The sequence below is a fragment of the Pelagibius sp. 7325 genome (assembly GCF_037652055.1).
Taxonomy (GTDB): Bacteria; Pseudomonadota; Alphaproteobacteria; order Kiloniellales; family Kiloniellaceae; genus Pelagibius.
Genome location: NZ_JBBKAH010000003.1, coordinates 457,448 through 482,223 on the forward strand (window position 1 = coordinate 457,448; position 24,776 = coordinate 482,223).

Sequence of the window (24,776 nt, forward strand, 5' to 3'; positions counted from 1 at the left end):
CCGCAGAACAACGCGGACAATAACGGGCGGGGCTGGAGGAAATCATGGAAATCAGACGAGTCGACAAGAGTTTTGGCGTGGCGCCGCAGATCCTGCCGGGGGAGGTCCCCGAAATCGCAGCGGCGGGCTACAAGACCATCATCTGCAACCGCCCGGACGGCGAAGGCAATGACCAGCCGCTGTTCCACGAGATCGAGGAGGCCGCCAGGCGCGCCGGACTGCAGGCGGTCTACCGGCCGGTCGAAAGCGGCAAGGTGAGCGATGCCGATGCCGAGGCTTTCGCGGAAGCCTTCGAGGCGGCGCCCAAGCCGGTCTTCGCCTACTGCCGCACGGGCACCCGCTCGATCACCCTGTGGTCGCTGAGCCGTGCCGGCAAGATGCCGCTGGCCGATATCCTGGTCGCCGCCAAAAACGCCGGCTACGACATGTCCGCCGTGGTGCGGCGCATCGCCAACCAGGGCAAGACGCCGACCGAAGCCATCGACGCCAAGTTCGACATCGTGGTGATCGGCGCCGGCTCGGCGGGTATCGCCGTCGCCTCCTCGCTGCTGTCGCGCGCGCCCGATCTCGACATCGCCATCATCGACCCCGCCGACATCCATTACTACCAGCCGGGTTGGACCCTGGTGGGCGGCGGCGTCTTCGAGGCCGACGAGACCGTGCGCACGCTCTCCTCCGTGCTGCCCAAAGAGGTGCATTGGATCAAGGCCGCCGTCGCCGCTTTCGAGCCGGAGCGCAACGTGGTGCTGCTGGAGGGGTGCCGCGCCATCCAGTACAACCGTCTCGTCGTCTGCCCCGGCCTGAAGCTGGACTGGCACAAGGTGGAAGGCCTGATCGATACGCTCGGCAAGAACGGCGTCACCTCCAACTATCGCTTCGACCTGGCACCCTACACCTGGCAGCTGGTGAAGAACCTGAAGGCGGGTACCGCCCTCTTCACCCAGCCGCCGATGCCGATCAAATGCGCCGGCGCGCCGCAGAAGGCGATGTACCTCTCCGCCGACCACTGGTTCCGCGCGGGCGTGCTCGACCACATCGACATCGCCTTTTACAACGCCGGCGGCGTGCTGTTCGGCGTGAAGGACTACGTGCCGGCGCTGATGGAATACGTCGAGAAGTACAAGGCCGAGCTGAAGTTCAGCCACAACCTGGTCGCCATCGACGGCCCGGCCAAGCAGGCCTGGTTCGACCAGACCGATGCCGACGGCAAGACAACCCGCGTCGAGCGCAGCTTCGACATGATCCATGTCTGCCCGCCGCAATGCGCGCCGGACTTCATCCGCGTGAGCCCGCTGGCCGACCAGGCCGGCTGGGTCGATGTCGACCAGAACACCCTGCGCCACAAGAAGTTCGAGAACATCTGGAGCCTGGGCGATGTGATGAACGCGCCCAACGCCAAGACGGCGGCGGCGGCACGCAAGCAGGCCCCGGTAGTGGCGCAGAACCTGCTGGCCGACATGGGCCGCAACGCGGCGGTCGGCCACTACGACGGCTATGGCTCCTGCCCGCTGACGGTGGAGCGCGGCAAGATCGTGTTGGCGGAGTTCGGCTACGGCGGCAAGCTGCTGCCGAGCTTCCCGGCCTGGCTGATCAACGGCAAGCGGCCGAGCCGCCTCGCCTGGCTGCTGAAGGAGAAGATCCTGCCGCCGATCTACTGGCAGGCCATGCTGCGCGGCCGCGAGTGGCTGGCCAAGCCCGGCCCCGTGAAGCCGGAAGTGCTGAACTGAGCGCAAACCTGACAGTGTTGGACTGAGTTGATGATCGAACGCCTGCTGCCGGGCATCGCCTGGATGCGCCGCTACGACCGCACTGCCCTCCATGGCGATGCCCTGGCCGCGGTGATCGTCACCATCATGCTGATCCCGCAGAGCCTGGCCTATGCGCTGCTGGCCGGCTTGCCGCCTGAGGTCGGTCTTTACGCCTCGATGCTGCCGCTGGTCGGCTACGCCCTCTTCGGCACCTCCACGTCGCTCGCCGTCGGCCCGGTCGCCGTGGTCTCGCTGATGACCGCCGCGGCGGTCGGCAACTACGCCAGCGTCGGCACCCCGGAGTACATGGGCGCGGCCATCGCGCTGGCGCTGCTCTCCGGCCTCTTCCTGGTGGCACTCGGCCTGCTGCGCCTGGGCTTCCTCGCCAGTCTCCTCAGCCATCCGGTGATCTCCGGCTTCATCACCGCATCGGGCATTCTCATCGCCACCAGCCAGCTGAAGCATATCCTGGGCATCGAGGCCGGCGGCCATACCCTGATCGAGATGGTGGACTCGATCGCCCGTCATCTCGACGCGGTGAACCTGCCGACGCTGATCATCGGCGCCGCCGCCACCGCCTTCCTGTTCTGGGTGCGCAAGTCCCTAAAGCCCTTGCTGATGCGCGCCGGGCTCGGGCCGCGGGTCGCCGACAGCCTCGCCAAGGCGGGGCCGGTCGTCGCCGTCATCGCCACCATCGTCCTGGTGCAGGCCTTCGCCCTCGACCAGGCGGGCGTGAAAGTGGTCGGCGAGATCCCGCGCGGGCTGCCGCCGGTCACTCTACCCCCCTTCGACCTGGCGCTGTGGCAGGAACTGCTGCCCTCGGCGGTGCTGATCTCCGTCGTCGGCTTCGTCGAATCCGTCTCGGTGGCGCAAACGCTCGCCGCCAAGCGGCGCGAGCGCATCGACCCCAACCGCGAACTGGTCGGCCTCGGCGCCGCCAACCTCGCCGCCAGCGTCACCGGCGGTTACCCGGTGACCGGCGGCTTCGCCCGCTCGGTGGTGAACTTCGACGCCGGCGCGCGCACGCCGATGGCCGGTGTGATGACCGCGGTGGGGATCGGTCTCACCGCGCTGCTGCTGACGCCGCTGTTCCAGCAGCTGCCCAAGGCGACCCTGGCCGCCACCATCGTGGTCGCCGTGCTGTCGCTGGTCGACCTCAAGGCGGTGAAGCGCACCTGGATCTACTCCAAGGCCGACTTCGCGGCCATGGCGGCGACCATCTTGGTGGTGCTGGGCGGCGGCGTGGAAGCCGGCATCATCACCGGCGTGACGCTCTCCGTGCTGCTGTTCCTGGTACGCTCCAGCCGGCCACACATGGCCGTCGTCGGCCAGGTGCCGGGCACCCAACACTTCCGCAATGTTAAGCGCCACCGCGTCGTCACCAGCAAGGCGGTGCTCTGCGTGCGCGTCGACGAGAGCCTTTACTTCGCGAATTCACGCTGGTTGGAGGACAGGCTCTACGACATGGCGGTGGCCGACAAGGCGCTGAAGCACGTGGTGCTGATCTGCTCGGCCGTAAACGACATCGATGCCAGCGCGCTGGAAAGCCTGGAGGCGCTGAACGAGCGTCTGAACGCCGCCGGCGTCTCCTTCCACCTCTCCGAGGTGAAGGGCCCGGTGATGGACAAGCTGCGGCGCTCCCACTTTCTCGACGACGTCACCGGCAAGGTCTTCCTCAGCCAGTACGACGCCCTGGTGACGCTCGACCCCGAGACCACCTGGCACGCCGTTAACGCCTGCCGCCCGGAACACTCGGCGGCGACGGTGTAGAGATCGTCAACTCAAGGGGCGCCTTCGGCGCTCCAGCACGCCGGCGACAAGCAGAGTAATGGCTGCGCCCAGCGTTGCGAGCGCGGTATCCTTCTGGGCATCGAAGACGTCGCCCTGGGCGCCGAGGAAGGCCATGCCCTCCTCCGGGCTGAGAACCAGGACGGCGCCCCACTCCAGCATCTCGTAGCCGCTGGAAAACGCGAGCACCACCGCGAAGGCCAGCAGCCCGGAGCGCCATCCAGCCACACCGCAACCCCGCATCACCGCTTCGCGCAGGGGATAGGCGCAGAGAAATCCGAAAAGAAAATGTACCACGCGATCGTAGTGATTGCGCTCTCCACCCAGCAGATCGGTCATCCACCCGCCAACCGGTGCCTCCGAGTAGGTGTAATGGGCACCGACAGCGTGCAAGGCCAGGAACACCGCGATCAGCAGGTACGAGAGATCGGAGAGCGGAAAGCGCCGGTAGGTCGCCGTCAGCAGGCCGACGAACGCGAACACCAGCAGGTTCTCCAGCAACCAGTCGAAGCGATCGTAAGGCGCCACCGCCAGCGCCAGCCACCACAGAGCATAGGCGCCGGCAAGACCCTGGAGCAGGCGGTTGCGCCGGAAGTTGGCGGCGACCGGTCCGCCAGCAGTCGTGAGCACGCGGCCTCTACCCTCCGCTATTGAAAACGAGGGGCGCAACGGACCGCGGCCCAGATGCGGCGATGTCGAGCAGCCTCCCGCTAGTCACCACGGTAGAGCGGCTCCGGCTGGGCGAAGAAACCGCCGAGGATGTGGTAGACGAGCATATAGTTCTTCTGCTGGAAGCTGGCGTGGGAAATGCCGGACATGACCGCGAAGGTCTTGTCCGGGTTGGGCAGCTTCTCGAAGAACGCCGTCAGATCCTCGAAACCGGCGATGCCGTCGTACTCGCCGCGCATGACGATGGTCGGCACCGTGATCTTCGCCGGATCGACCAGCGGCAGCTTGGAGCACATGTCGATGTAAGTGCCGTTGGGCATGGAATCGTCGAGGGCGCAGATCGCCTCGGCGAAGGCATCGATCACCTTCTGCTCGGCACAGCCCGGATGATCGCGCGCAAAGATCGACTGCACGAAGGCATAGTCGATGGGCCGGCGCTTGGACGCCGAGAACTCCGGCAGCTTCTTGCGCCGCTGCTCCAGGGTCGGGCTGCCCTCTCCGGTCCACACGAAGGCGTCCAGGGCGAGGCGCTTCACCCGCTCCGGATGACGCTCGGCGAACATTGCCGCACGCAGGGCGCCGGAAGAGATGCCGTAGACCAGCAGCGGCCCGGCGCCACGCAGCTTCTCGATGTAGGCGCTGGCCGCGGCGAGGTCGTCGGCGCCGTTGGAAATATCGCAGAAGATGTCCCGCGTCTTGGTGGAGCGGCCGTAGCCCTCCATGTCGACACACCAGGTATCGTAACCCTGGCAGGCGAAGTAGTTCATCGCCGAACTGAACGGCCGCCCCGGCACCTGCAGATCGAAGGTCGGCGTCGAAGCCATGGAAGAGCCGTGCACGAAGAGCACCGTCCCCTTCTTGCCTGAAGGCTTGCCGAGGTACTTGTTCCAGAGGAAGAGGTCGACATCCTCGCCCTTCTTCGTCCAGTGCTCCTCGCCGACGACGTCCTTCTCGCTGGCGGTCTTTTCCATGACATCGTTTGGCATAAGAATATGGTTCCTTCGTTGCGTGCTACATCAAGTCACTAACAGGAGTCGCTCGGCCTTGCCATTTCCCAGGCTGTCGTCCCGGCACTTGATGCCGGGACCCGATGCCCTCGCTACGCCCTGACGCCAATGGGTCCTGGGTACAAGCCCCGGGACGACAGCGGTGTATGGATCGACGCCGCCAGAAAATTCACCGATTCGTCATCTCGAGAATGTCGAAGCCGCGGTTGCGGTCGAGCAGGTAGATGAGTCCGTTCTCGTCGACATCGACGTCGTTGGACTGCGGGCTCGCCTCGTCGCCGACCGGTTCTGGGATGAAGAAAGCGGTTTCCTCCGGCGCGAAGGGATCGGACACGTCGACCACGCGCAGGCCACCGGCGAACCAGGTGGCGAAGACCAGCGGCTCGTCCAGCTTCTCGCGGAACTGATGGGCACCGAAGCGCCCGGGCGCGCGCGCCCAGGGCGAGTCGAGCTCGCTGACGTCGAAGGCCGAGAGCGCGGTGATGTTGTCGAAATCGGTGACGTCGAAGACCCAGAGGAAGGCATGCAGCCGCCCGGGCCGGTGATCGTGCTCCTCGTCCATCACCACGGCGATACGCCTGCCGGCGACCAGGCCGGATACCGGCAGAATGGTATGGGTGGGCTCCGGGAAGGGTGGATGGTAGTCATGGCTGGCCACCACCCGCGGCCGGGTGATGTCGCTGACGTCGAGCACCCGGAAGCCGGCGTGCCAGAGGGCGGCCCACATCTCGTTGCCGACGCGCATGGCGTGATGCAGGCGGTTCTTGTAGCCCTTCCAGGCCGGCGTCTCGCCGCCGGCGATGTGCTGGCCCGGCAGATGCCAGCGCGACACCTCCTGCGGGTTTGCCGGGTCCTTCAGGTCGTAGATCACCAGGATGTTGCCGAGATAGCCCTCCATCTCGGTCGAGATGTAGGCGTAGTCCGCATCCATGTCGAAGCGGTGGGTGCCGAAGCCGAAGGTGCGGTGGTGGGTCAAAAGCCGTGGCCTGGTCTTGTCGGAGATGTCCCAGACCTTGAAGCCGCCATCGCGGTAGCCGCGCTCGCGCGCGGCGTCCAGCTCGGCCACCTGTTCGGGCGTGACGCCCGCGGCTGCCGCCACCTCGGCGTCGCTTGGCTTGCGTCCCAGCTCGCCGGCGAGCCTCGCGCGCAACTCCGGCAGGGCGGCGCCCTTGCGCAGGAAGTGGCGGCGGTTCTGCTCCACGTTGGTGACCATGAGATCCCCGGCGACGCGCACCTTGTGGGTGTGCGAAAAATCGTCGTCGAGCCTGATCTCCGCGGCGATGCGCGGGTTCTTCGGATCGCGCACGTCGAGGATGGTGGTGCCGTAGGGCGGCTTCATGTGGCCGATGTAGGCATAGCCGTCCTGCACCACCACCTGGCCGCCGCCCGGCAGGTCCAGATGGGCGACGCGGCGAATGTTGCGGGCGAGCCGGTTAACAGGAGCATCCATGGTTATCCCTCCCCTTCCGCGAAGACGCCTTCGCGCCGCCGCTGGCGGTGCTTCATGAAGATCGGCAGCACCAGCGAGGCAGCCAGGGCGACCCAGAGGATGTTGGTCAGCGGCGTCGAGAACAGCGCGGTGAAGCTGCCGTCGGCCTTCTGCAGAGCGACCAGCATGTAACGCTCCATCAGCGGGCCCAGGATGACACCGATCAGGATCGCGGCCACATGGTAGCCGGTCTTGCGCGCGATATAGCCGAGAATGCCGAAGGCGAAGGCGAGGTACATGTCGAACATGTACTCGCGCGGCACGAAGGAGCCGACCAGCGTGAAACCGATGATGAGCGGCGACATGTAAGTGGTCGACACCAGCGTCACGCGGGACATGTAGCGCGACATCGGCAGGATGGTGAAAGCCATCAGCAGGTAGGTGGTGAACATCGCCATGAAGATGCCGTAGCCGAGCTCCGGCTGTTCCATGAAGAGGCGCGGTCCGGTGTTGACCCCCTGGTACTGCATGACGACCAGCATGATGGCCGCCGTGGCACCGCCGGGGATGCCGAGCACCAGCAGCGGAATGAGAGTGCCAGCCGTCACGCCGTTGTTGGCCGACTCCGGCGCGATGAGGCCCTCCGGATGGCCGGTGCCGTAGAGTTCGGGCGTCTTCGAGAAGGCACGCGACTGCTGGTAGGCGACGAAAGCGGCGATCGCCGCACCAGCACCGGGGGTGACGCCGATGACGAGGCCGATGAGGCTGGTCCAGGTGACGTGCCACCACTTGCGCAAGGTCAGCCTGACGCCCTGGAAGGTCTGTTGCCATGAGCCGGTGACCAGGCGGTCCTGGGCGTGCTTCGAGAGGATGCTCTCGCCTTCGATGACCAGGAAGGCCTCGGAGATGGCGAAGAGGCCGACCAGCGCCGGAATCAGCGGGATGCCGTCGTAGAGTTCCAGAAAGCCCATGGTGCCGCGCGGCGTCGCGTAGACGTGGTCGGCACCGATCGAGCCGATCATCAGGCCGAAGAAGCCGGCGATGAGGCCCTTCAGCGTGTTCTTGGCGGCGATGGTGGCGATCAGCGAGATGCCGAACAGCATGACCACCACCATCTCGGCGGAGTGCATGTGAAAGCCGACTCGCGCCAGCACCGGCATTGAAACCAGGGCGATGACCGTGGTCAGCAGGCCGCCGAGGGTCGAGGAGGTGAAGGAGATGGCGAGTGCCTGCTGGCCCTGCCCCTTCTTCACCATGGGATAGCCGTCCAGCGGCGTCGCCGCGGCGCCCGCCGTGCCGGGGATGTTCACCAGGATGGCGGGAATGCCGGCGCCCATACGCGAGGCGCAGTAGAGCGCCACCATGAAGACGAGGCCCACCTCGACATCCATCACCAGGGTGAAGGGCAGCAGGATGATGATGGTATTGGCAGCACTGAAGCCGGGAATGGCGCCGACCACGAGGCCCAGGAAGATCGAGGGGACGATCACCCACCAGAGCGAGAGGCTGTGCAGGAAGAGTTCGCCGAAGAACGCGGCATCGATAGGCGTGGTTTCCATGGCTAGCTCAACACCTGCACGAGATACTCGATGGGACCCTTGGGAAAACGCTTCTGGAACAGGATGACGAACACACCGAGCGCAACGGCCGCCATAACCAGCCCCGACACGACCGCGACGATGGGGCGCCGCCCGCCGCCGAGCAGCAGCATAGAAGCGGCCATGAAGACGAAGGTGGTCAGCGTAAAGCCCAGCCACGGCATGACGATCAGGTAGCCGATGGTCAGGACCATGAAACCAAGGCGGCGCGGCAGGATGTCGTAGGGTGCCAGGAGGTCGGACATGCCGAGCGTCGCGCGGCCCTTCAGGACCTCCCATGCGGCATAGCCGAGGAAAGCCAGCACCAGGGCGATCAGCACGGTGCCGATCATGAAGGCGTTCAGCTGCGCCGACCACGGCGAGTCGATGACGCTGTAGATGTAGTAGAGGGTGAACATCAGCGCCATCACGGGGATGATCAGTTCACCCCCGATCTGGCGTTTCTCGCCGCTGTCGCGCATCGACGCCATGTTGAACAGGTTCCTGTAGCCAAGGCGCTGCGCCGGCCGGTGCCGGCGTCAGCGGGAAGAGAGGACGGGGGCCGAAAGCCTGGCGCCTTCAGCCCCCGATCGCTGTGGTGCAGAGCGGCTCAGCTGCCGGTCAGGTAGGCCTTGTACTTGGCACCCAACTCCAGCATGGCCTGCTTGAACTTGGCACACTCTTCGACACCGCCGTACTGGACGTACTCCCAGTGGCCCTTGTTCTTGATCACGAAGTCCTTGTATTCGGGATCGTCGAAGACCTTGCGGAACGATGTCTGCAGCAGTTTGAAGCGGTCGGGATACTTGTCGACCGCCGCCTTATGGATGCCGTAGGCGCGCGACGACAGCATCGGTGGCAGGTTGGTGCCATAGACCTGGTTCATGGTCGGCGCGTTGTCGAGCGCCTCGCCCAGAGCGTTCTGGTCGTCGAAGATCAGCAGCGTGGTCACCGCGTCCCCGGCGGCGGCCACCGAGCCGGACGTCAGCACGGAGAAGTCGACCTCGCCGGTGACAGCACCGGAGACGGTCTTCTTGCCGCCGGCAAGCGGGATGAGGTTCACCTCGATGCCGGTATGCTCGGCCAGGGCCAGCATGCCGATGGAGGCCGGGTGGGCGAGACGGCTGGTGCCGACATTCAGCTTGCGCTTCTTGCCCTCGGCGATGATGTCGTCCAGCGTCTTGAACTTGCTCTCGACACCGACGAAGAGACAGCCGGGATCGACGTCGACGCGGCCCCAGTAGATGTAGTCGTCGATGTTGAAGCTTGGCTCCTGCACCACCCAATTCAGCACCTCCGGCCCCATGTTGCCGAAGATCAGGCTGTAGGCATCGGGTTCGTACTTGCCCATGTAGACCTCGTAGCCGACACGGCCCGAGGCGCCCGGGTAAAAGCCCGGCTCGAAATTGGTGTTGAGGTATTTTTTCCAGATCGCGTTGAAGGCGCGCATGTTGCGGTCGGCGCCGCCGCCCTCGGCGGTCGGCACGATGACGTCGATATTGCGCTCCGGATACCCGGCCGCGCAGGCGCGCGAAACCAGGCCCGCGCTACCACCTAGAACTGCAGCAGCGGCCCCCACCTTCAACAGGGACCGCCGCGAAACACTTGAGATCAAAGAATTTCGCGAAGACGTGTGCATTGTCGGGTTGCCTCCTCCCAGGCTGATTTGACCGGTTGTTCCGGCCGAACAAGGCGGTAAATCCGCCGTTATTGGTTAAAGCTTTGACCATCTTGAAAAATAAGTCAAATGAGTCGTTTTCCTGACCGCCCGCGCGCGGATTGGTCAACCAATTACCCTGAATTGGCTTCACCAATTGAAAAGCGGTGAGAGCTTATGCCCGCCCCCGAAGGCCTAACCGACTCGGGGCGTGTGCCGGGCACCGCTACGACTCAGAACAGGCCGAGCAGCGCGACGCCCTCGTACAGCAGGCGCAGTGCGAGCAGCGACAGTAGCACCGCAAGAACACGATGGAAGACGATGTCGTTCATCTTCACCAGGACGTGTTTGCCGATCACCGTGCCGATGAACCCGCTGACGATCATGGCGACGACGAGGCCGGCATAGGGCGCGTAGTTGAAGCCGAGCAGGCCGAAGGCGATGACCTTGATGAAGTGCTGCGCGACCATGCAGGCGGAATGCGTGGCGACGTGCTCCAGCCGGCCGAGGCGCATCGACTTCACCATCGCCGAGACGAAGGTGCCGGTGGCGCCGAAGAACATGGTGAGGAAAGAGGAGAAGGCGCCGGTGATGATCACCTTGAAGCGCCCGGGCGCCGTTACCGCCGGCCCCCAAACCGAGTAGAGAATGAAGCAGGCGAGACCGATGTTAAGAACCGCGGGCGGCAACTGCACCGCCGTCATGCCGCCGATCGCCGCACCGATCAGGCTGCCGACGCAAAACGGCGCCATGACCTTCCACTCGACGTTCCGCAGCATGATTCCCGCGCGCCCTGCGTTGGAGCCGATCTGCACCACACCATGCACCGGGATCAGCGCCTGGGCCGGCATCAGCACCGCCATCACGGCGATCAGCACGATGCCGCCGCCGATACCGGCCGCCGCGGTGAGGAAGGAGGTCGCCGCGCTGAGCGCAATCAGCCCCATCGACGCCGAAAACCCGACGTCGGCGGGAACCAGCCATTCGATCATCTCTGCCAGAACCTGAGAAAATGATTAGACCGCAAAGGGATAGGTCCCCCCGGAGACCTACCTGGAACTTATAGCAGCCTTCGGCGGCCTGACCATAGTCAACTGTCGGCAATCCTGACCGGACCGGAGCGCATGGCCGGCTAAGCCGCGGCGCGGATGGCCAGGCGGGTCTCCAGCAAGGCGAGACAGGCGCGCGCCGCCTCGGCGCCTTTCACCTTGAAGTGGTCGAAGAAGAAGCGGCGGTGCTCCTCGGAATCATGGAAGTGGTGCGGCGTCAGCACGGCGGAGAGCACCGGCACGTCGCTGTCCATCTGGACCTGCATCAGGGCGCCGACCACGGTATCGGCGACGAACTCGTGACGGTAGATGCCCCCGTTCACCACGAAGGCAGCGCCAACGATGGCGGCGTAGCGCCCGCTGCGCGCAAGATCGCGCGCGAGGAGCGGGATCTCGAAGGCACCCGGCGCCTCGAAGACGTCGACCGTGTAGGCCGGGGCGCCCTCTTGCGACGCGGCGTGGGCCAGTTCCTGTTCAAGACCGCGTTGGCACTGGTCGACGATCTCGCCATGCCAGCGGGCTTTCACCAGCGCGATGCGCCTGGCCTTCAAGGTTTCGCTGGAGATTTGCGGAGTGATCTGGGGATGGCTCTGATTCATGCTGTGCTCCTTCGTTGGCACGAAAACAGGAATCAGGGCGTTGCAAGCAACGGCGCTTGCCCCTGCGCGCTGTGCCGGGTTCGCCGCTCCTGCGCTCTCTTCCATCCGGACTGTTACCGTCGGCTTCGGCCTCGCACCGAATCTGCTGACCTCCTTCGGCTTGCGGCCGAAGAAGCGCTCGCGGGCTCGAACCCTTGAAGGGGATCATACCGCCGGTGGGGACTTGCACCCCGCCCTGAGAACGCGATCCCCCGCCCGCAGGCGTGAGACCGATCCTTACCTAGCCCGGAATGTCGGGCCTGTCGATGGCCTTAGGCGGCGGCGAGGCCCGCGGCGACGTCGCCGAAGACCGGCAGCGCGCGCTCGACCATGGCATCGGTGGCGGTCAGGCAGACTCGGAAGTATTCCGGCGTCTGCAGCACGCTGCCCGGCATCACGAAGACGTCGCGGTCCGCCAGGGCATTGAAGAAGCGGCTGCCGTCGCCGCCGGGAGCCCGCGCGAAGAGATAGAAGGTGCCCTCCGGCTGCAGCACCTCGTAGCCCCACTGCCGCAGGGCGCCGACCATGCGGTCGCGCCGGCCGGTGAGCGCCGCCATGTCGAGGCTGAGGGACTCGAGGTCGGGAAGGGCGTACTGCATGAGGGCATTGGGAAAGCTCCAGCCCAGCGACACCTGGGCGCCGAAGAAGGCGTCGCGCAGGGCCTGCCGGTCCTCCCGCGGCATCAGCGGCGACAGCGCGAGGTAGCCGATGCGCTGGCCCGGCGCCAGCAGCACCTTGCCGTAGCTGTAGTCGATGAGCGTCCAGGGATAGACGGCGGCGGGGCTGACGAAGGGCATACCGTCGAAGCGGATGCGCCGGTAGGGCTCGTCGGACAGCAGGAAGAGGCGCCGCCCGATCCGCGCCGAGGCGCGTTCGAGCAGCTCCGCCAGGGCCTCCAACTGAGCGCGCGGATAGATGCGCCCGGTCGGATTATGCGGCGTGTTCACCACCACGATGCGGGTGTTCGGCCCGATCGCCGCATCGATCGCGTCGAGGTCGAGGTCGAAGCTGCCCGGCACGAGCGGCACCTGCACCGCCTCCATGCCCTCGGCGGCCAGCATGGAGCCGTAGCAGAACCAGCCCGGCAGCGGGATGAGGACCGCGTCGCCGGGCGACAGCAGCATCCGGAAGGCCAGGGCGATGGCGCCGAAGGCGCCGGGCGTCAAAGCGATGTCCTCCGGCTCGAAGGCGAGCCCGAGCTCGCGCGACAGAGCGTCAGCCAGGAAAGCGCGCGGCTCGTCCTCGCTCGTCTTGTAGGCGAACCAGCTGTTGTTCTGAGGAACCGCGTGGGCCTGCAGCGCCCGCACTAGGCCGGGCAGCGGGACCTCCTGGGGATTGCCGAACGTGAAATCGCAGACGCCGGGCTGCCCACGGCGCTCGGCATAGCGGGAGTTGAAGTAGAAATCCTGAACCGCCGCCATGCTGGCCGTGGCTGCGAGCACGCGATCCGAAACGACAGCGCTCATTGTCTCGATCCTCCCGGTTCCGCCCCGCGGCGCCGGCGACTGTGGCGGGAGGCATGGCCCTCTCTACGCCCGGGGCCACGACCTGTCGAGGCCTGAAACCGGCCTGAAACCGGCACGAAACCAAGAGATGCATTTCCCGGACGAGCGACTAGACTGCGCCGCCATGACTCCGAGGAGCCCCGAGATCCTGCCGCCCGACGACGCCGCCTTGGCGCGCGCCGCCGCGCTGCTGCGCGCCGGCGGCCTCGTCGCCTTCCCGACCGAGACGGTCTACGGCCTGGGCGCCGATGCCACCAGCGATGCCGCGGTGGCCGGCATCTTCGCCGCCAAGGACCGCCCGCAATTCAATCCCCTGATCGTCCATTTCACCGACGCCGAGGCCGCCGCCCGGGAAGTGGTCTTCGACGCGCGCGCGCAGCAGGTGGCGAGAGCCTTCTGGCCCGGCCCGCTCACCCTGGTGCTGCCGCGCCGCAAGGACAGCCGGATCTCGCTGCTGTGCAGCGCCGGCCTCGACAGCCAGGCGGTGCGGGTGCCGGCGCACCCCCTCGCCCACCGGCTGCTGGCAGAAAGCGGGCTGCCGCTGGCCGCGCCCAGCGCCAATGCCTCGGGCAAGATCAGCCCGACCGAGGCGGCCCATGTCGCCGCCTCCCTCGGCCCCCGCGTGCCGCTGATCCTGGATGGCGGGCGCTGCGCGGTCGGTCTGGAGTCGACGGTACTCGATCTTTCCAGCCCACAGGCGGCGATCCTGCGCCCCGGTGCCGTGACTGCGCAAGACCTGACCCCTATCATCGGAGAGGTGGTGGAGGCCCCAGGGAACGCTGAAAGCCCCGAAAACGGCGGCTTAAAGGGTCCCGGCATGCTAAGCAGTCACTACGCCCCGGGCCACCCGGTCCGCCTGAACGCCACCGATGTGGCTGCCGACGAGGCGCTGCTCGCCTTCGGTCCCCAGGTGCCGGCTGGTGCGGCAGACTCCCTGAACCTCAGCCCGGCGGGCGATGTCACCGAGGCCGCGGCCCACCTCTTCGCCTACCTGCACCGGCTGGATGCGCTCGCGGTGCAGGCCATCGCCGTCATGCCGATTCCCGAAACCGGCTTGGGAGCAGCCATCAACGACCGCCTCCGGCGCGCGGCCGCCCCGCGGGGCTAGCTTCGCAATGACTGTCATACGCGGGCTTAACGCGTAGAGCAGCGGTGAAAGCAGCGGACTCGCCACGGCAGGCGCGTGCCACTAAATTGCCTGGCATGGATGCTCGTTCTCCCAAAACCACCGATTTCGATACCCTGAAGCGTCGACTTGCCGATGCGCTGGGCGCCAAGGCGATCGTCGACTCCGCCGAGGCTATGACGCCCTACCTGGCAGAGCAGCGCCGCCGTTATCAGGGCGCAGCGCCTTTCGTGGTGCGCTCGGCCTCCACCGAGGAGGTCGCCACGACGGTGACGCTCTGCCGCGAGGCCGGGGTACCCGTCGTGCCGCAGGGCGGCAACACCGGGCTCGTCGCCGGCGGCATTCCCTTCGCGGAAACGCCGGCCGTGCTGGTGAACCTCGAGCGCATGAACAGGGTGCGCGACCTCGACGCCACCGACTACTCGATCACCGTCGAGGCCGGCTGCATCCTGCAGAAAGTGCAGGAGGCGGCAGCGGAAGCGGACCGCCTGTTCCCGCTAAGCCTCGGCGCGGAGGGCTCCTGCCAGATCGGCGGCAATCTCTCCACCAATGCCGGCGGCGTGCACGTGCTGCGCTACGGCAACATGCGCGACCTCGTGCTGGGCCTGGAAGTGGTGCTGCCGGACGGGCGGGTGTGGGACGGTCTGAAGGCGCTGCGCAAGGACAACACCGGCTACGCGCTGAAGCATCTCTTCGTCGGCGCCGAGGGCACTCTCGGGATCATCACCGCCGCCTGCCTGAAGCTCTTTCCGCGCCCGGCCGAAACCGAGGTCGCCTTCGTCGCCGTCACCGATCCCGCCGCCGCGGTCGAACTGCTGGGCCGCGCGCGCGCTGCCACCGGCGACCGGGTGAACGCCTTCGAGCTGATCCCGCGCATCGGCCTCGACTTCGCCTTGAAGCACGTCGAGGGCATCGAGGATCCGCTCAGCGAGCCGAGCGACTGGTACGCACTGGTCGAGCTCGCCTCCGGGCGCGCCGACGGCTCCCTGCGCGAAAGCCTGGAGGAGTTCCTCGGCACCGCCGTGGAAGACGGCCTCGTCAGCGACGCGGCGCTGGCCGCCAATGAGCGTCAGGCCCAGGCATTCTGGGCGATCCGCGAAGGGATCGTCGAAGCGCAGAAATTCGAGGGCGGCTCCATCAAGCATGACATCTCCGTCGCCGTCTCCAAGACGCCGGAGTTCATCACGCGCGCAACCGCGCTGGTGAAGGAGATGGTGCCCGGCATCCGCCCGGTGCCCTTCGGCCATGTCGGCGACGGCAATATCCACTTCAATCTCTCGCAGCCGGAAGGCGCCGACCGCGAAGCCTACCTCGCGCGCTGGGACGCGGTGAACGAGGCGGTGCACGAACTGGTGGTGTCGATGGGCGGCTCGATCTCCGCTGAGCACGGCATCGGCTATATGAAGGCGGCGGAGAACGCGCGCTTCAAATCCGATGTCGAGATGGATCTGATGCGCGCCGTGAAGCACGCGCTCGATCCCGACGGGCTCATGAACCCGGGCAAGGTGCTGGAGCGCTAGCGGCGCAGGCCCCTTACCCCAGCGTCGCCCACCGCGGGGAGAGCATTCTCTAGGTCACGCCCCGCGCCGGTTTCGCCGTGGTCGCCAGCACGATTCCCACCACGATGGCGGCAATCCCAACGGCGTGAAAGCCCTGCAGACGCTCCCCGAGAAAGACGAAGGCCAGCAGCGCCGCGAAGGCGGGCACGAGGTGCAGGAAGAGGCCGCCTTTGTTGGGGCCCAGCACCTCGATGCCGCGGTTGAAGCAGACGTAGGCCAGGAGCGAGGCGAAGACCACCACGTAGGCGACGGCCAGCAGAGAGTCCTGCGAGACCGGCATCGGCCGCACGAAGGCGCTCTCCCAGAGGTAGACCGGCAGCAGGAAGGCGGTGGCGAAGGCCATGGTCGCGACCAGCAGAGACTGCGGATGCAAAGCAGCAGGCCGGCGCTTCACCAGAACGGTGTACATCGACCAAGCGAAGACGGCGACCAGCATGATGAGGTCACCCCTGTTGAAGGACAAGGTGGCAAGCTGTGCCGGATCGCCGCGCAGGATCACCACAGCAACGCCGCCGACCGAAACCGCAATCGCCAGCAGGATGCGCCCAGTCACCGGCTCGCGATGGAGCACCCAGGACAGCAGCGGTACCAGCACCGGGCAGATGGCGACCAACAGGGCGGCATTGGTCGCCGTGGTGTAGTTCACCGAGAGATAGAGCGCGGTGTGGAACAGCGCCATGCCGAAGAAAGCGAGCACAGCAAGGCTCTTCCAGTGGCGCCGGATCTCCGGCCAGTCGCGCCTCACCTTCGGCCAGGCGAAGGGCAGCAGGATCGCCAGAGCCAGCAGCCAGCGCCAGAAGCTGAGTCCCGCCGGCGGCACCTCGGCATGCACCGCGCGGCCGATGATGAAGTTGCCACCCCAACAGGCCGAAGAGACGCTCAGCAGCAGGGCGGCGGCCAGCGGCGAGGCGCTATGACTTGACGATGAGGACAAGGGAAGACCGGAATATCTGGAGAAAGGATGGCGGCTTAAGGGTCGAGCTTCTTGCCGGTCAAGTCTTTGCCCGTTAGTTCTTTGCCGGCGAGGTCGCGCGCAGCCTTGTTCCGGTCGGCATCGGTCTTCCTGCGCTCGGCCTTGGTCCTTCCGAACTTTGTCCGGTTGGCCGCCGCCTCAGCCTCTTTTTCCTCGCGCGCCCGGCGTTTTTTCACCTGGCGCAGGTTGACGATCTCGCTCATACCCCGATGTTAGGGCATCCCCTACAGGCTGTCAGCAGGCAAACGCTTTCGGCGGGGCGGCCGCCGGCTGCAGGCCCGAGAAGGCAGATCGGATCAACGCAGCCGTTCGACCATGCCGGGCCTATTGGTGCAACCTTCGAACCACGTCCCGATCGTCGCGCGATATTTCAAGAACCGCCAGCGCGTTTCTCAGATGCCTTTGCACCGTTCGCAGATGAAGCCCAAGCCGGCGCGCGATTTCCCGCTCATCCGCGCCTGCGCCGTACTGTGCGAGAACGTCCCTCTGGCGCCGCGTCAGTGTCTTCAGCAGCCGTCGGAATTCGGTTTCACTCCGCCCGCCCGGATCTCGGACTGGAGGCGCCAACTGGCACTGCATTGCCAGTTGGATCGATTCCAGAAGCTCATTCGTGGAGAAAGGCTTGTCGAAGAAGTCCACGGCCCCGGCGCGCAGGCTTCTCATGACGGTGCGCGCATCGACGAATTCGCTGATGCCAATGATTGCCAGATTGGGGTAGAGGCGGCTCAGCCGCTGTACGGCGGGCACGCCGCTAAGCCCCGGGAGCCTCATGTCGAGAACGACACAGCCTCTCGTTGAATGATGCACACCTCTCTCAAGTGAGCCCAGGTTCGCGTGGGACAGCACGACGAGGCCGACAGATTCGCACAGGCTGCGGACCTCGTTACGTACCGCGACGTCATCATCGACGACCACGACCACACCGTCATCGCACAGTTCGCTACCCACAACTGACAACCCCCAAAACCTGGTCCGGCCCTCCAGTCCGGCGCGATCCCTTGAATCGCCGACTACCGTTCCCGCCAAGCGGAAGCCTTCGGCAATTCCGATCAAACGCTGATGTCCGCGGTCGTGTTCACCCGCAGCAGCATCAGGTTGTCCGCGACCGGCAGTACCGGGCCATCACCTTTATTTGCATGCTCCAGCTCCGCGGTAACCCGGTAAAAGCTCGAACCTTCTCCTGCCGCTGCTCCGCGGCCCCGACATCGGCGATCATTTCCGATCACCCGGCGAACTGAAGCAAGTCCCCTCACGTGAGAGGTGACGCTGTTGGAGCACTAGCATCAAAGCGCGGTTGCCTGCGTGTTCTACCTGACGGGCGCTCGAGGGCATCTCTCGACTCGCTCGCTCGCAAACAGTTTGCGGCGCACCCCGGTCAGCGGCGGGGGGGCGGTGCTCTGTCGCATCGCCCCCCCGCGCGGCCCGTATCCTCGCTGACGTAGTTACGCCGCCTGAACCTCGCGAAGGAAATCGCCGACTTCTTTCTTGAGAATCTCCGACTTCTCGGCGACCGACTGTGCCGACGTCAGCACCTGAGACGAGGCGGCGCTGGTCGTTTGCGCGGCTTCCTTCATCCCCTCTACGTTCTTCGAGACTTCTTCGGTGCCTTGGGCGGCCTCCGCAACACTGCGACTGATCTCCGTCGTCGTCGCCGCCTGCTCTTCCGCCGCCGAAGCCACGGTGGTGCTGATCTTATCGAGCTCCTCAATGACTTCGGAGATACCGCGGATCACCGGGACAGTCGACTCGACGCCCTGCTGCATGGCCTCGATCTGGGCCGCGATCTCCTTGGTCGCCTGCGATGTCTGATTTGCCAGGGCTTTCACTTCGGAGGCCACAACGGCGAATCCCTTGCCGGCTTCGCCAGCTCTGGCGGCCTCGATGGTTGCGTTCAGCGCCAGCAGGTTTGTCTGCTCGGCGATGTCGGTGATCAGGCTGACAACCTCGCCAATCTTGCCGGCGCTCTGACGCAGGACGTCAATTTGTTCAATGGCTGAACTCGCCCTTTCGCTGGCCTGGCCGGCGATGTTGGAGGTCCGGTGGATCTGCTGACTGACATCTTTGATCGACGCGGTGAGCTCCTCGGTCGCCGCGGCGACGGTTTGGACGCTCGCTGCCGCCTGGGCGGAGGCGGAAGCCACCGAAGTGCTCTGGGCGGCTCCCTCTTCAGCTGTCGCCGACATCGATTGGGCGGTCGCTTCCAGCTCCGTGGCCGCCGAACTGAGAGTGTCCAGGATTTCATCGACACCTTTTTCAAACCGCGCCGTCGTGTTCTGGATCTGCTCGGCCCGCGCGGCCTTGCGCTGAGCCTCTTCTTCCTGCTCGGCAAGCATGCGACGGCGCTCCACCGCACCGTCCTTGAATATCAACAGCGCACGCGCGATGTCGCCGATTTCGTCCTTGCGCTGCTGGCCATCGACCTCGACCTCCAGGTTGCCTTCAGCAAGCTGGCGGAGTGTGGCAACGGCCGAGCCAAGCGGGCGGACAATGGCCTGACGCGAGACGAAGAAACCAATCGCGATTCCGCCAAGAACCCCAAGCACGCCGACCGCAACGATCACTATCAGCGTGCTGCTGGCGGTCGCCGAAGCTTCCTGAGCAATATCGGATCCGCGTTCTTCCACGTAAGCAACGTAAGCCCGTGTCTTCTCGCGCAGTGCCGAAGAAAGCAGGCGTGACTGTTGAACGGAAGTCAGGATTGACTGCTGGCCGGCCCCGATTTCCACACGACCGACTCGCTCAGCCGTCTCGATGGTGCCTTCGAGTTCGCCTACGTAGTCGTCGAGGGCCGACTCGATCTCCGCCAGCATAGCCGCGCGCTCCTCACCTGCCGTCTGCCTGGCCGTGGCCAATAGCTCGCGCGCTTCCTGCCGGATGCGCTCGATCTCCGGACGCAGTTCAGCGAGCTGGCTCGGATCGGCGGCGAGGTTGTATTCGGCGCGGCTCAAGGCGACGACCCGGGTATTCAGCTGGCCGCCCAGCTTGATCTCGGTTGCCGAGATATCAAGCTCGGCCGTGGAATCCCCAAGCGCATTGACGGAGAAAACACCGGTTCCAGCGATCACCGTCGAAACCACGCCAAGCAATACGACCAGACCCAGGATTTTTTGTGCGATCGGCCAATCGGCCAGGGAGAACTTCATTTTCCTCATTCCCTAGTTGCTGTGACCGCCTGGGTCGGCCGCATGCCAGCCCACTGGGTCGAAATTTCATGCAGGAGCTGCAGCGCAGGTTCCTCGGGGGCAACCGGACTGGTCTCAGCCGGGATTCGCAGCGTCCCCAGCGATCTCAAACACGCCAAGCGCGCCCTCTAAGGGATATACTTGGCGGTTATTATGAAAATTATCTTAAATTTGAGTATTTTGAATAGTAATCATCAATATTAACTGCATTAATTATATTTGATGATCGATTTATAATTAGTCATATTAAGTATATGACGTTTTTTTAATTACATAAGACAATAAAAATGTCAGAGTGACATATAATTTGTCTCTTTAGACAAGAAAAAATACTGCAATTGAATGGTGGAAGAACCGCGCGATCGGGAATGTGGGGCAATGCCGCTTCAGCCGGCGGCACCTGTTATGGGCGCGCGGCGCCCCCCGACCAAAGTTGCGGCAAGCCCCCTCCCGCCCTATCGTCGCCGGCACCATGCGCGCTGCCTACGACACCATCGGGGTCAATTATGCGGACCTCCGCAATCCCGGCCCGCGGATCTGGTGACCCTGGATGAGGGGCAAATGCCCCGCCTGACGAACTACGAAGAATGGCTCGGGCCCGTCGAGATTTCCGCCGTTGCGGTGCCACACGGTTGCGTGGACGGATTCCTCTATGCCTACTGGCTGCGGCCTGCGGCTTATCTCGATCCCAAAGTCCGCGCGGCCATGTCTTCCTTCTGGGCGCTGGGCGACGTGAGCGAGGCCCTGGAAAGACTGTCCGGCGACCTGAACTCCGGCGCCTGGGCCGCGCGCTACGGCCACCTGCTGGATCTCGATGCCTACGACGCCGGCTACCGCCTCGTCACCACGAAATAGGTCCTTGCCGGACCGGAGACGCGGCCACGCCGCCACGCTGAAGCGTGGCGGCGTAATACTGCGCGCTTGCCGTTATGGCTGTGTCACGCGGTCAAGGAAGGCAAGCATCCGCTCCGCGATGAAGGGTCCCTCCTCCTCCAGGGCGAAATGGCCGGTGTCGAGCAGGTGGAACTCGAGATCCTTCAGGTCGCGCTTGTAGGGCTCGGCGCCCAGGGCCGGAAAGATCGGGTCGTTCTTGCCCCAGACGATGAGCGCGGGCGGCTGAAACTCGCGGAACAGCGCCTGCCACTGCGGATAGAGCGCGAGGTTTGTGCGATAGTCATAGAATAGGGCGAGCTGGATCTCCTGGTTGCCCGGGCGGTCGAGCAGATACTGCACGTTCCAGAAGTTGTCCGGGCTGATCTTCGAAGGATCCTTCGCTCCGGTCAGGTATTGCCACTTGGTGCCTTCCAGGCCGAGGAAAGGTCTTAGCTTGTCGCCGTTCGCCGCCGAGGGATCAGCCCAGTAGACGCGGATCGGATCCCAGAATTCCTCCAGGCCCTCTTCATAGGCATTGCCGTTCTGGATGACGAAGCCGGTGACGCGCTCGGGGTCGGCGGCGAACATGCGGTAGCCGACGGGCGCACCGTAGTCCATGACGTAGGCGGCGTAGCGCCCGACACCCTTGGCATCGATCAGCTTCGTCACGATCTCCGCGAAGTGATCGAAGCTGTAGTCGAAAGTCTCGGCCGGCGGCATGCCGGAGGCGCCGAAACCTGGATAGTCCGGTGCCAGCACGTGGTAGCGCGCCGCCAGTTCTGGAATCAGGTTGCGGAACATCTGCGAGGACGTCGGAAAGCCGTGCAGCAGCAGCACGGTCGGGCGCGCCGGATCGCCCGCTTCACGGTAGGCGACTTCGACGCCGTCGATAACGAGGCTTTCGTAACGGACCTGGGGAACGTCCGCCGCTACGGCGGCGAGCGGAGCGGTTGCCAAGCCGAGGCCGAAGGCGGCGGCGCCGGCGAGATTGCGGATAGAGTCGTGCATGGCAGTCTCCTTTCTGGTGAATGCTGGTGGACGGGTAAAAGCCGGTGGAAAGCCGGGAGTACGAAGGAAGATCGGACGTCAGCCGCGCGGATCGGCGGCGGCCTTCAGCGCCGCGTTCTCTTCCCGCAGCGCCTGCATCTCGGCGCGGATCTTCGCCAAGGCCGGTTCCAGCTCTTCCAAGGTGTAGCGCTGCGGCAGGTGCTGCGGGCAGTTCCAGTCGAAAGCCTCGACGGTGATGACCACCGCCCGCTCCGGCTTGGCGCGGTAGTCCGGATCGTGCAGGCGCGCGACCAGCGCCGGGTCGTCGCCGCGCTCGACGATGCGCGCGCGGCCCCAGATCTTCACACGCCGCCGGTTGGGGTAGTCGACCAGGATGAGGGCGACGCGGTCGTCGGCCTTCAGGTTACCGACACTGATGTACTGGCGGTTGCCGCGGAAGTCGGCGTAGGCGATCGTTTTCTCGTCCAGCACCTTCAGGAAGCCGACCGGCCCGCCGCGGAACTGCACGTAGGGCCAGCCGTTCTCGGCAACCGTCGCCTGGTAGAAGCCGTCGCGCTGGGCGATGAAGGCCGCTTCGTTGGGGCCCAGGCTGTCGCGCGGCTCGGCCTCGTCCGTCAGGAACTTCCCATAGCTGTCCGCCGTGCCCTGGCGGGTCTGCTCGGCCAGTACGCCGGGGGTGAAAGCGATCTCTGCAAATGCGCGGGCCATGGCGGCCTCCTTTCTGTCTCTCACGGAAGGTGGCACGCCGACGCGGGGATAATAATAGGCTATCTCATTAGTTTACTATTCCGTATATTGGAATAATGGATCGCTTCCGCGAACTTGAAACCTTCCTGGCCGTGGCCGAGGCCGGCGCTTTCAACGCCGCCGCCCGTCGCCTGCGCCTCTCGCCGCCGGCGGTCACCCGGCTGGTCACCGGGCTGGAGGAGCGCCTGGGGGTGCAGCTGTTCACCCGCACGACGCGACGGGTGGCACTGACCGAGGCCGGCGCCCGGCTGCGGGAGGATGCCCAGCGCATCCTGGTCGAGCTGGAGGAAGCGGAGACCACGGCAACGGGCGCCCGCGCGGTGCCGCGCGGCCACCTGAGCCTCACCGCGCCGCTGCTGTTCGGCCAGCGCGTCGTGGCGCCGATTCTGCGCGCCTACCTGGACGCGCACCCGGACATGACCGCCTCGGCTCTCTTCCTCGACCGCAACGTGAGCCTGCTGGACGAGGGCTTGGACCTCGCGGTGCGAATCGGCGAGCTGCAGGATTCCTCCCTGGTGGCGCGGCGGGTCGGCGCGGTGCGGCTCATGGTCATCGCCTCCCCCGCCTACGTTGCGCGTCATGGCCGTCCGGAGAACCTCGCCGACCTCGCGGCGCACCGCATCATCTTCCCGTCCACCATCGACCAGCGGCCAGCCTGGACTTTCAGCCGAGACGGACGGCAGCAGACCCAGCGACTCGCCCCGACGCTGTCCCTGAACACGCTGGAGGCGGCCATCGCGGCGGCGGAAGAAGGCTGGGGCCTCACCCGCGTGCTGTCCTATCAGGTCGCGGATGCCCTGGCCGCAGGACGCCTGGTCGAACTGCTGACCGACCAGGAGGACCGCACACTGCCGGTCCACCTGCTGCATGCCGAGGGCCGCCGCGCGGCGGCCAAGATCCACAGCTTCATGGACTTCGCCGCCGAGCGCCTGCGCGGCGAGAGCGCCCGGATGCTGGCGCGCTAGATAACGGGCAGCTCCGGCGCGGCGCGGCGGGTCAACAGCTCGGCGCCGCCGGCGCGCACCACGATGTTCTCCTCGTGCACCATGATCTTGCCCTCGGCAAAGGCCATGCCGGGCTCCAGGGTCAGCACCATGCCTTCTTGCAACACCGTGTGGTCCCACGGCGTGTGCGATGGCCATTCCGTGAGCTGCATGCCGAGGCCGTGACCCATGCGGCCGACGTCGTTGCCCCGAGGACTCCGGGGCGCACCACCTTCCTCCAACACCGCCTGCATCGCGGCAAAGAGCTCAGCACAGGTGGCGCCGGGACGCGCAGCCTGCAGCCCCGCCTCGGTCGCCCGCCACACCACCTCATAGGCGCGCCGCACGGCATCGTCGGCGCGGCCGATGGCGAAGTTGCGGTCGAAGTCGCAGAAGTAGCCGTCGAAGAGACAGCCGGTATCGAGGATCAGCACGTCTCCCGCACGCAGCGCGCGCCCCGAGGGCGGCGAGATGATGTCGCCGTAGCCGCCCTGCCCGGCACCGCCGACCAGGTAAGAGACGTCATCGACGCCGCGCGTCAGGCATTCGATCTTGAAGCGGCGGAACACCTCGACGTCGCTTTGCCCGGCGGCGAAGAGTTGCGGCGCTGCCTCGAAGGCTCCGGAGACCACATCGCAGACGTAGGAGATTTTCGCGATCTCGTCTGCCGACTTCACCATGCGCAGACCGCGCAGAATCGCCGTGGCATCGTGGAAGGTCGCATCGGGCAGCATCCAGGCGAGCTGCTCGAAATCGCCGAGCGGCATGCGCAGGTGGGTCTCCTTGCCCTTCAGGATGCCGATGCGCGCCGCCTTGCCCGCCACTTCGGTCAGCGTCGCGGCGAGCAGCGTGCGGCCGTCGTCGTCCGGTTGCGGCGAAGACCAGGAACGAATCTCGTCGAGCCAGGTCCGGCTCATGCAATCGACGCCGATGGTGGGGATCACCGCCACCGGCTTGCCCGCGGCCGGCACCACCAGGAACCACGGCCGCGTCGGGCTCTGCCAGAACTGCGTCAGGAAGCCGGTGAAGTAGCGCACCTCCGGTTCCGTCGTCAGCAGCAGGGCATCGAGCCCGGCGGCTGCCATGGCCGCCTGCGCCTTTTCGGTGCGCGCGGCGAACTCCGCCTCCGGAAAGCCACGCGGCGGCGGGTTCGCTGCTGCGATCATGCCCCTCTCGTCTCCTGCAAGCCCTTTTCCCGCCATGCTAAAGTCTTGCCGGCACGAGCGATAGCCCCGCCGGCCCTTTGGCGACAGGGTCC

Annotated in this window: 22 protein-coding genes and 1 riboswitch; of the genes, 6 read left to right on the top strand and 16 right to left on the bottom strand. The window is 65.7% G+C overall.

The annotated features are described in order from the left end of the window. The first annotated feature begins 44 nt into the window (after positions 1-44). Positions 45-1,727, top strand: a complete 1,683-nt coding sequence (locus tag WDC82_RS11175) for a TIGR01244 family sulfur transferase (protein ID WP_340117393.1) — start codon at positions 45-47, stop codon at positions 1,725-1,727. Between the two features lie 30 nt (positions 1,728-1,757). After that, complete coding sequence (locus WDC82_RS11180) at positions 1,758-3,518, top strand: sulfate permease (RefSeq protein WP_340117394.1); 1,761 nt, start codon at positions 1,758-1,760, stop codon at positions 3,516-3,518. Positions 3,519-3,524: 6 nt separating this feature from the next. On the opposite strand, the gene WDC82_RS11185 is transcribed toward WDC82_RS11180, so the two are convergent. From WDC82_RS11185 to WDC82_RS11225, 9 genes are all read right to left on the bottom strand, one after another. Further along, positions 3,525-4,166, bottom strand: a complete 642-nt coding sequence (locus WDC82_RS11185; protein WP_340117396.1) for a DUF2238 domain-containing protein — start codon at positions 4,164-4,166, stop codon at positions 3,525-3,527. 80 nt (positions 4,167-4,246) lie between these two features. Next, positions 4,247-5,191, bottom strand: a complete 945-nt coding sequence (locus tag WDC82_RS11190) for an alpha/beta hydrolase (protein WP_340117397.1) — start codon at positions 5,189-5,191, stop codon at positions 4,247-4,249. 190 nt (positions 5,192-5,381) lie between these two features. Continuing rightward, positions 5,382-6,662: a hypothetical protein gene (locus WDC82_RS11195; protein ID WP_340117398.1), complete on the bottom strand. Its 1,281-nt coding sequence runs from the start codon at positions 6,660-6,662 to the stop codon at positions 5,382-5,384. A gap of 2 nt (positions 6,663-6,664) precedes the next feature. Then, positions 6,665-8,200, bottom strand: a complete 1,536-nt coding sequence (locus WDC82_RS11200) for a tripartite tricarboxylate transporter permease (protein WP_340117399.1) — start codon at positions 8,198-8,200, stop codon at positions 6,665-6,667. A gap of 2 nt (positions 8,201-8,202) precedes the next feature. Then, positions 8,203-8,709, bottom strand: a complete 507-nt coding sequence (locus tag WDC82_RS11205) for a hypothetical protein (RefSeq protein WP_340117400.1) — start codon at positions 8,707-8,709, stop codon at positions 8,203-8,205. 119 nt (positions 8,710-8,828) lie between these two features. Next, a complete protein-coding gene (locus WDC82_RS11210; protein ID WP_340117775.1) occupies positions 8,829-9,797 on the bottom strand; it encodes a tripartite tricarboxylate transporter substrate-binding protein in 969 nt (322 codons plus the stop codon). Between the two features lie 311 nt (positions 9,798-10,108). Next, a complete protein-coding gene (locus WDC82_RS11215) occupies positions 10,109-10,867 on the bottom strand; it encodes a sulfite exporter TauE/SafE family protein (RefSeq protein WP_340117401.1) in 759 nt (252 codons plus the stop codon). Positions 10,868-11,007: 140 nt separating this feature from the next. Then, a complete protein-coding gene (locus WDC82_RS11220; RefSeq protein ID WP_340117402.1) occupies positions 11,008-11,523 on the bottom strand; it encodes a 6,7-dimethyl-8-ribityllumazine synthase in 516 nt (171 codons plus the stop codon). An 89-nt stretch (positions 11,524-11,612) separates the two neighbouring features. Then, positions 11,613-11,770: riboswitch (FMN riboswitch) on the bottom strand. Between the two features lie 64 nt (positions 11,771-11,834). Beyond that, a complete protein-coding gene (locus tag WDC82_RS11225) occupies positions 11,835-13,028 on the bottom strand; it encodes an aminotransferase class I/II-fold pyridoxal phosphate-dependent enzyme (protein WP_340117403.1) in 1,194 nt (397 codons plus the stop codon). 163 nt (positions 13,029-13,191) lie between these two features. On the opposite strand from WDC82_RS11225, the gene WDC82_RS11230 reads away from it, so the two are divergent. Together WDC82_RS11230 and WDC82_RS11235 are read left to right on the top strand one after the other, a co-directional pair. Then, positions 13,192-14,175, top strand: coding sequence for an L-threonylcarbamoyladenylate synthase (locus tag WDC82_RS11230; protein ID WP_340117404.1), 984 nt, complete (start codon positions 13,192-13,194; stop codon positions 14,173-14,175). A gap of 95 nt (positions 14,176-14,270) precedes the next feature. Continuing rightward, positions 14,271-15,713 (top strand): FAD-binding oxidoreductase, encoded by a 1,443-nt coding sequence (locus tag WDC82_RS11235; RefSeq protein ID WP_340117405.1) that lies wholly within the window; start codon positions 14,271-14,273, stop codon positions 15,711-15,713. A 49-nt stretch (positions 15,714-15,762) separates the two neighbouring features. Here WDC82_RS11235 and WDC82_RS11240 read toward each other — a convergent pair whose 3' ends face one another. The 4 genes from WDC82_RS11240 to WDC82_RS11255 form a co-directional block, all read right to left on the bottom strand. Further along, positions 15,763-16,686 (bottom strand): DMT family transporter, encoded by a 924-nt coding sequence (locus WDC82_RS11240; RefSeq protein WP_340117406.1) that lies wholly within the window; start codon positions 16,684-16,686, stop codon positions 15,763-15,765. Between the two features lie 35 nt (positions 16,687-16,721). Beyond that, positions 16,722-16,928 carry a DUF4169 family protein gene (locus WDC82_RS11245; protein ID WP_340117407.1) on the bottom strand — a complete coding sequence of 69 codons (207 nt, stop codon included), beginning with the start codon at positions 16,926-16,928 and terminating at the stop codon, positions 16,722-16,724. Between the two features lie 121 nt (positions 16,929-17,049). Further along, complete coding sequence (locus WDC82_RS11250) at positions 17,050-17,673, bottom strand: response regulator (RefSeq protein WP_340117408.1); 624 nt, start codon at positions 17,671-17,673, stop codon at positions 17,050-17,052. Between the two features lie 494 nt (positions 17,674-18,167). After that, complete coding sequence (locus WDC82_RS11255; RefSeq protein ID WP_340117409.1) at positions 18,168-19,868, bottom strand: methyl-accepting chemotaxis protein; 1,701 nt, start codon at positions 19,866-19,868, stop codon at positions 18,168-18,170. A gap of 600 nt (positions 19,869-20,468) precedes the next feature. Here WDC82_RS11255 and WDC82_RS11260 point away from each other — a divergent pair. Then, on the top strand, positions 20,469-20,762 hold the full coding sequence (locus tag WDC82_RS11260; RefSeq protein ID WP_340117410.1) for a hypothetical protein: 294 nt from the start codon (positions 20,469-20,471) through the stop codon (positions 20,760-20,762). A gap of 72 nt (positions 20,763-20,834) precedes the next feature. Here the strand turns inward: WDC82_RS11260 and WDC82_RS11265 are convergent, their stop codons facing one another. Beyond that, positions 20,835-21,788 carry an alpha/beta hydrolase gene (locus tag WDC82_RS11265; RefSeq protein WP_340117411.1) on the bottom strand — a complete coding sequence of 318 codons (954 nt, stop codon included), beginning with the start codon at positions 21,786-21,788 and terminating at the stop codon, positions 20,835-20,837. Positions 21,789-21,866: 78 nt separating this feature from the next. Next, positions 21,867-22,496 carry a pyridoxamine 5'-phosphate oxidase family protein gene (locus tag WDC82_RS11270; RefSeq protein ID WP_340117412.1) on the bottom strand — a complete coding sequence of 210 codons (630 nt, stop codon included), beginning with the start codon at positions 22,494-22,496 and terminating at the stop codon, positions 21,867-21,869. Between the two features lie 95 nt (positions 22,497-22,591). Between WDC82_RS11270 and WDC82_RS11275 the strand changes: the two genes are divergently transcribed. Beyond that, the gene (locus WDC82_RS11275; protein ID WP_340117413.1) at positions 22,592-23,500 is read left to right on the top strand and encodes a LysR family transcriptional regulator; all 909 of its coding nucleotides are present in this window, start codon (positions 22,592-22,594) and stop codon (positions 23,498-23,500) included. Here the strand turns inward: WDC82_RS11275 and WDC82_RS11280 are convergent. Further along, positions 23,497-24,684 (bottom strand): Xaa-Pro peptidase family protein, encoded by a 1,188-nt coding sequence (locus tag WDC82_RS11280; RefSeq protein ID WP_340117414.1) that lies wholly within the window; start codon positions 24,682-24,684, stop codon positions 23,497-23,499. The genes WDC82_RS11275 and WDC82_RS11280 overlap by 4 nt on opposite strands. Between the last annotated feature and the right edge of the window lie 92 nt (positions 24,685-24,776).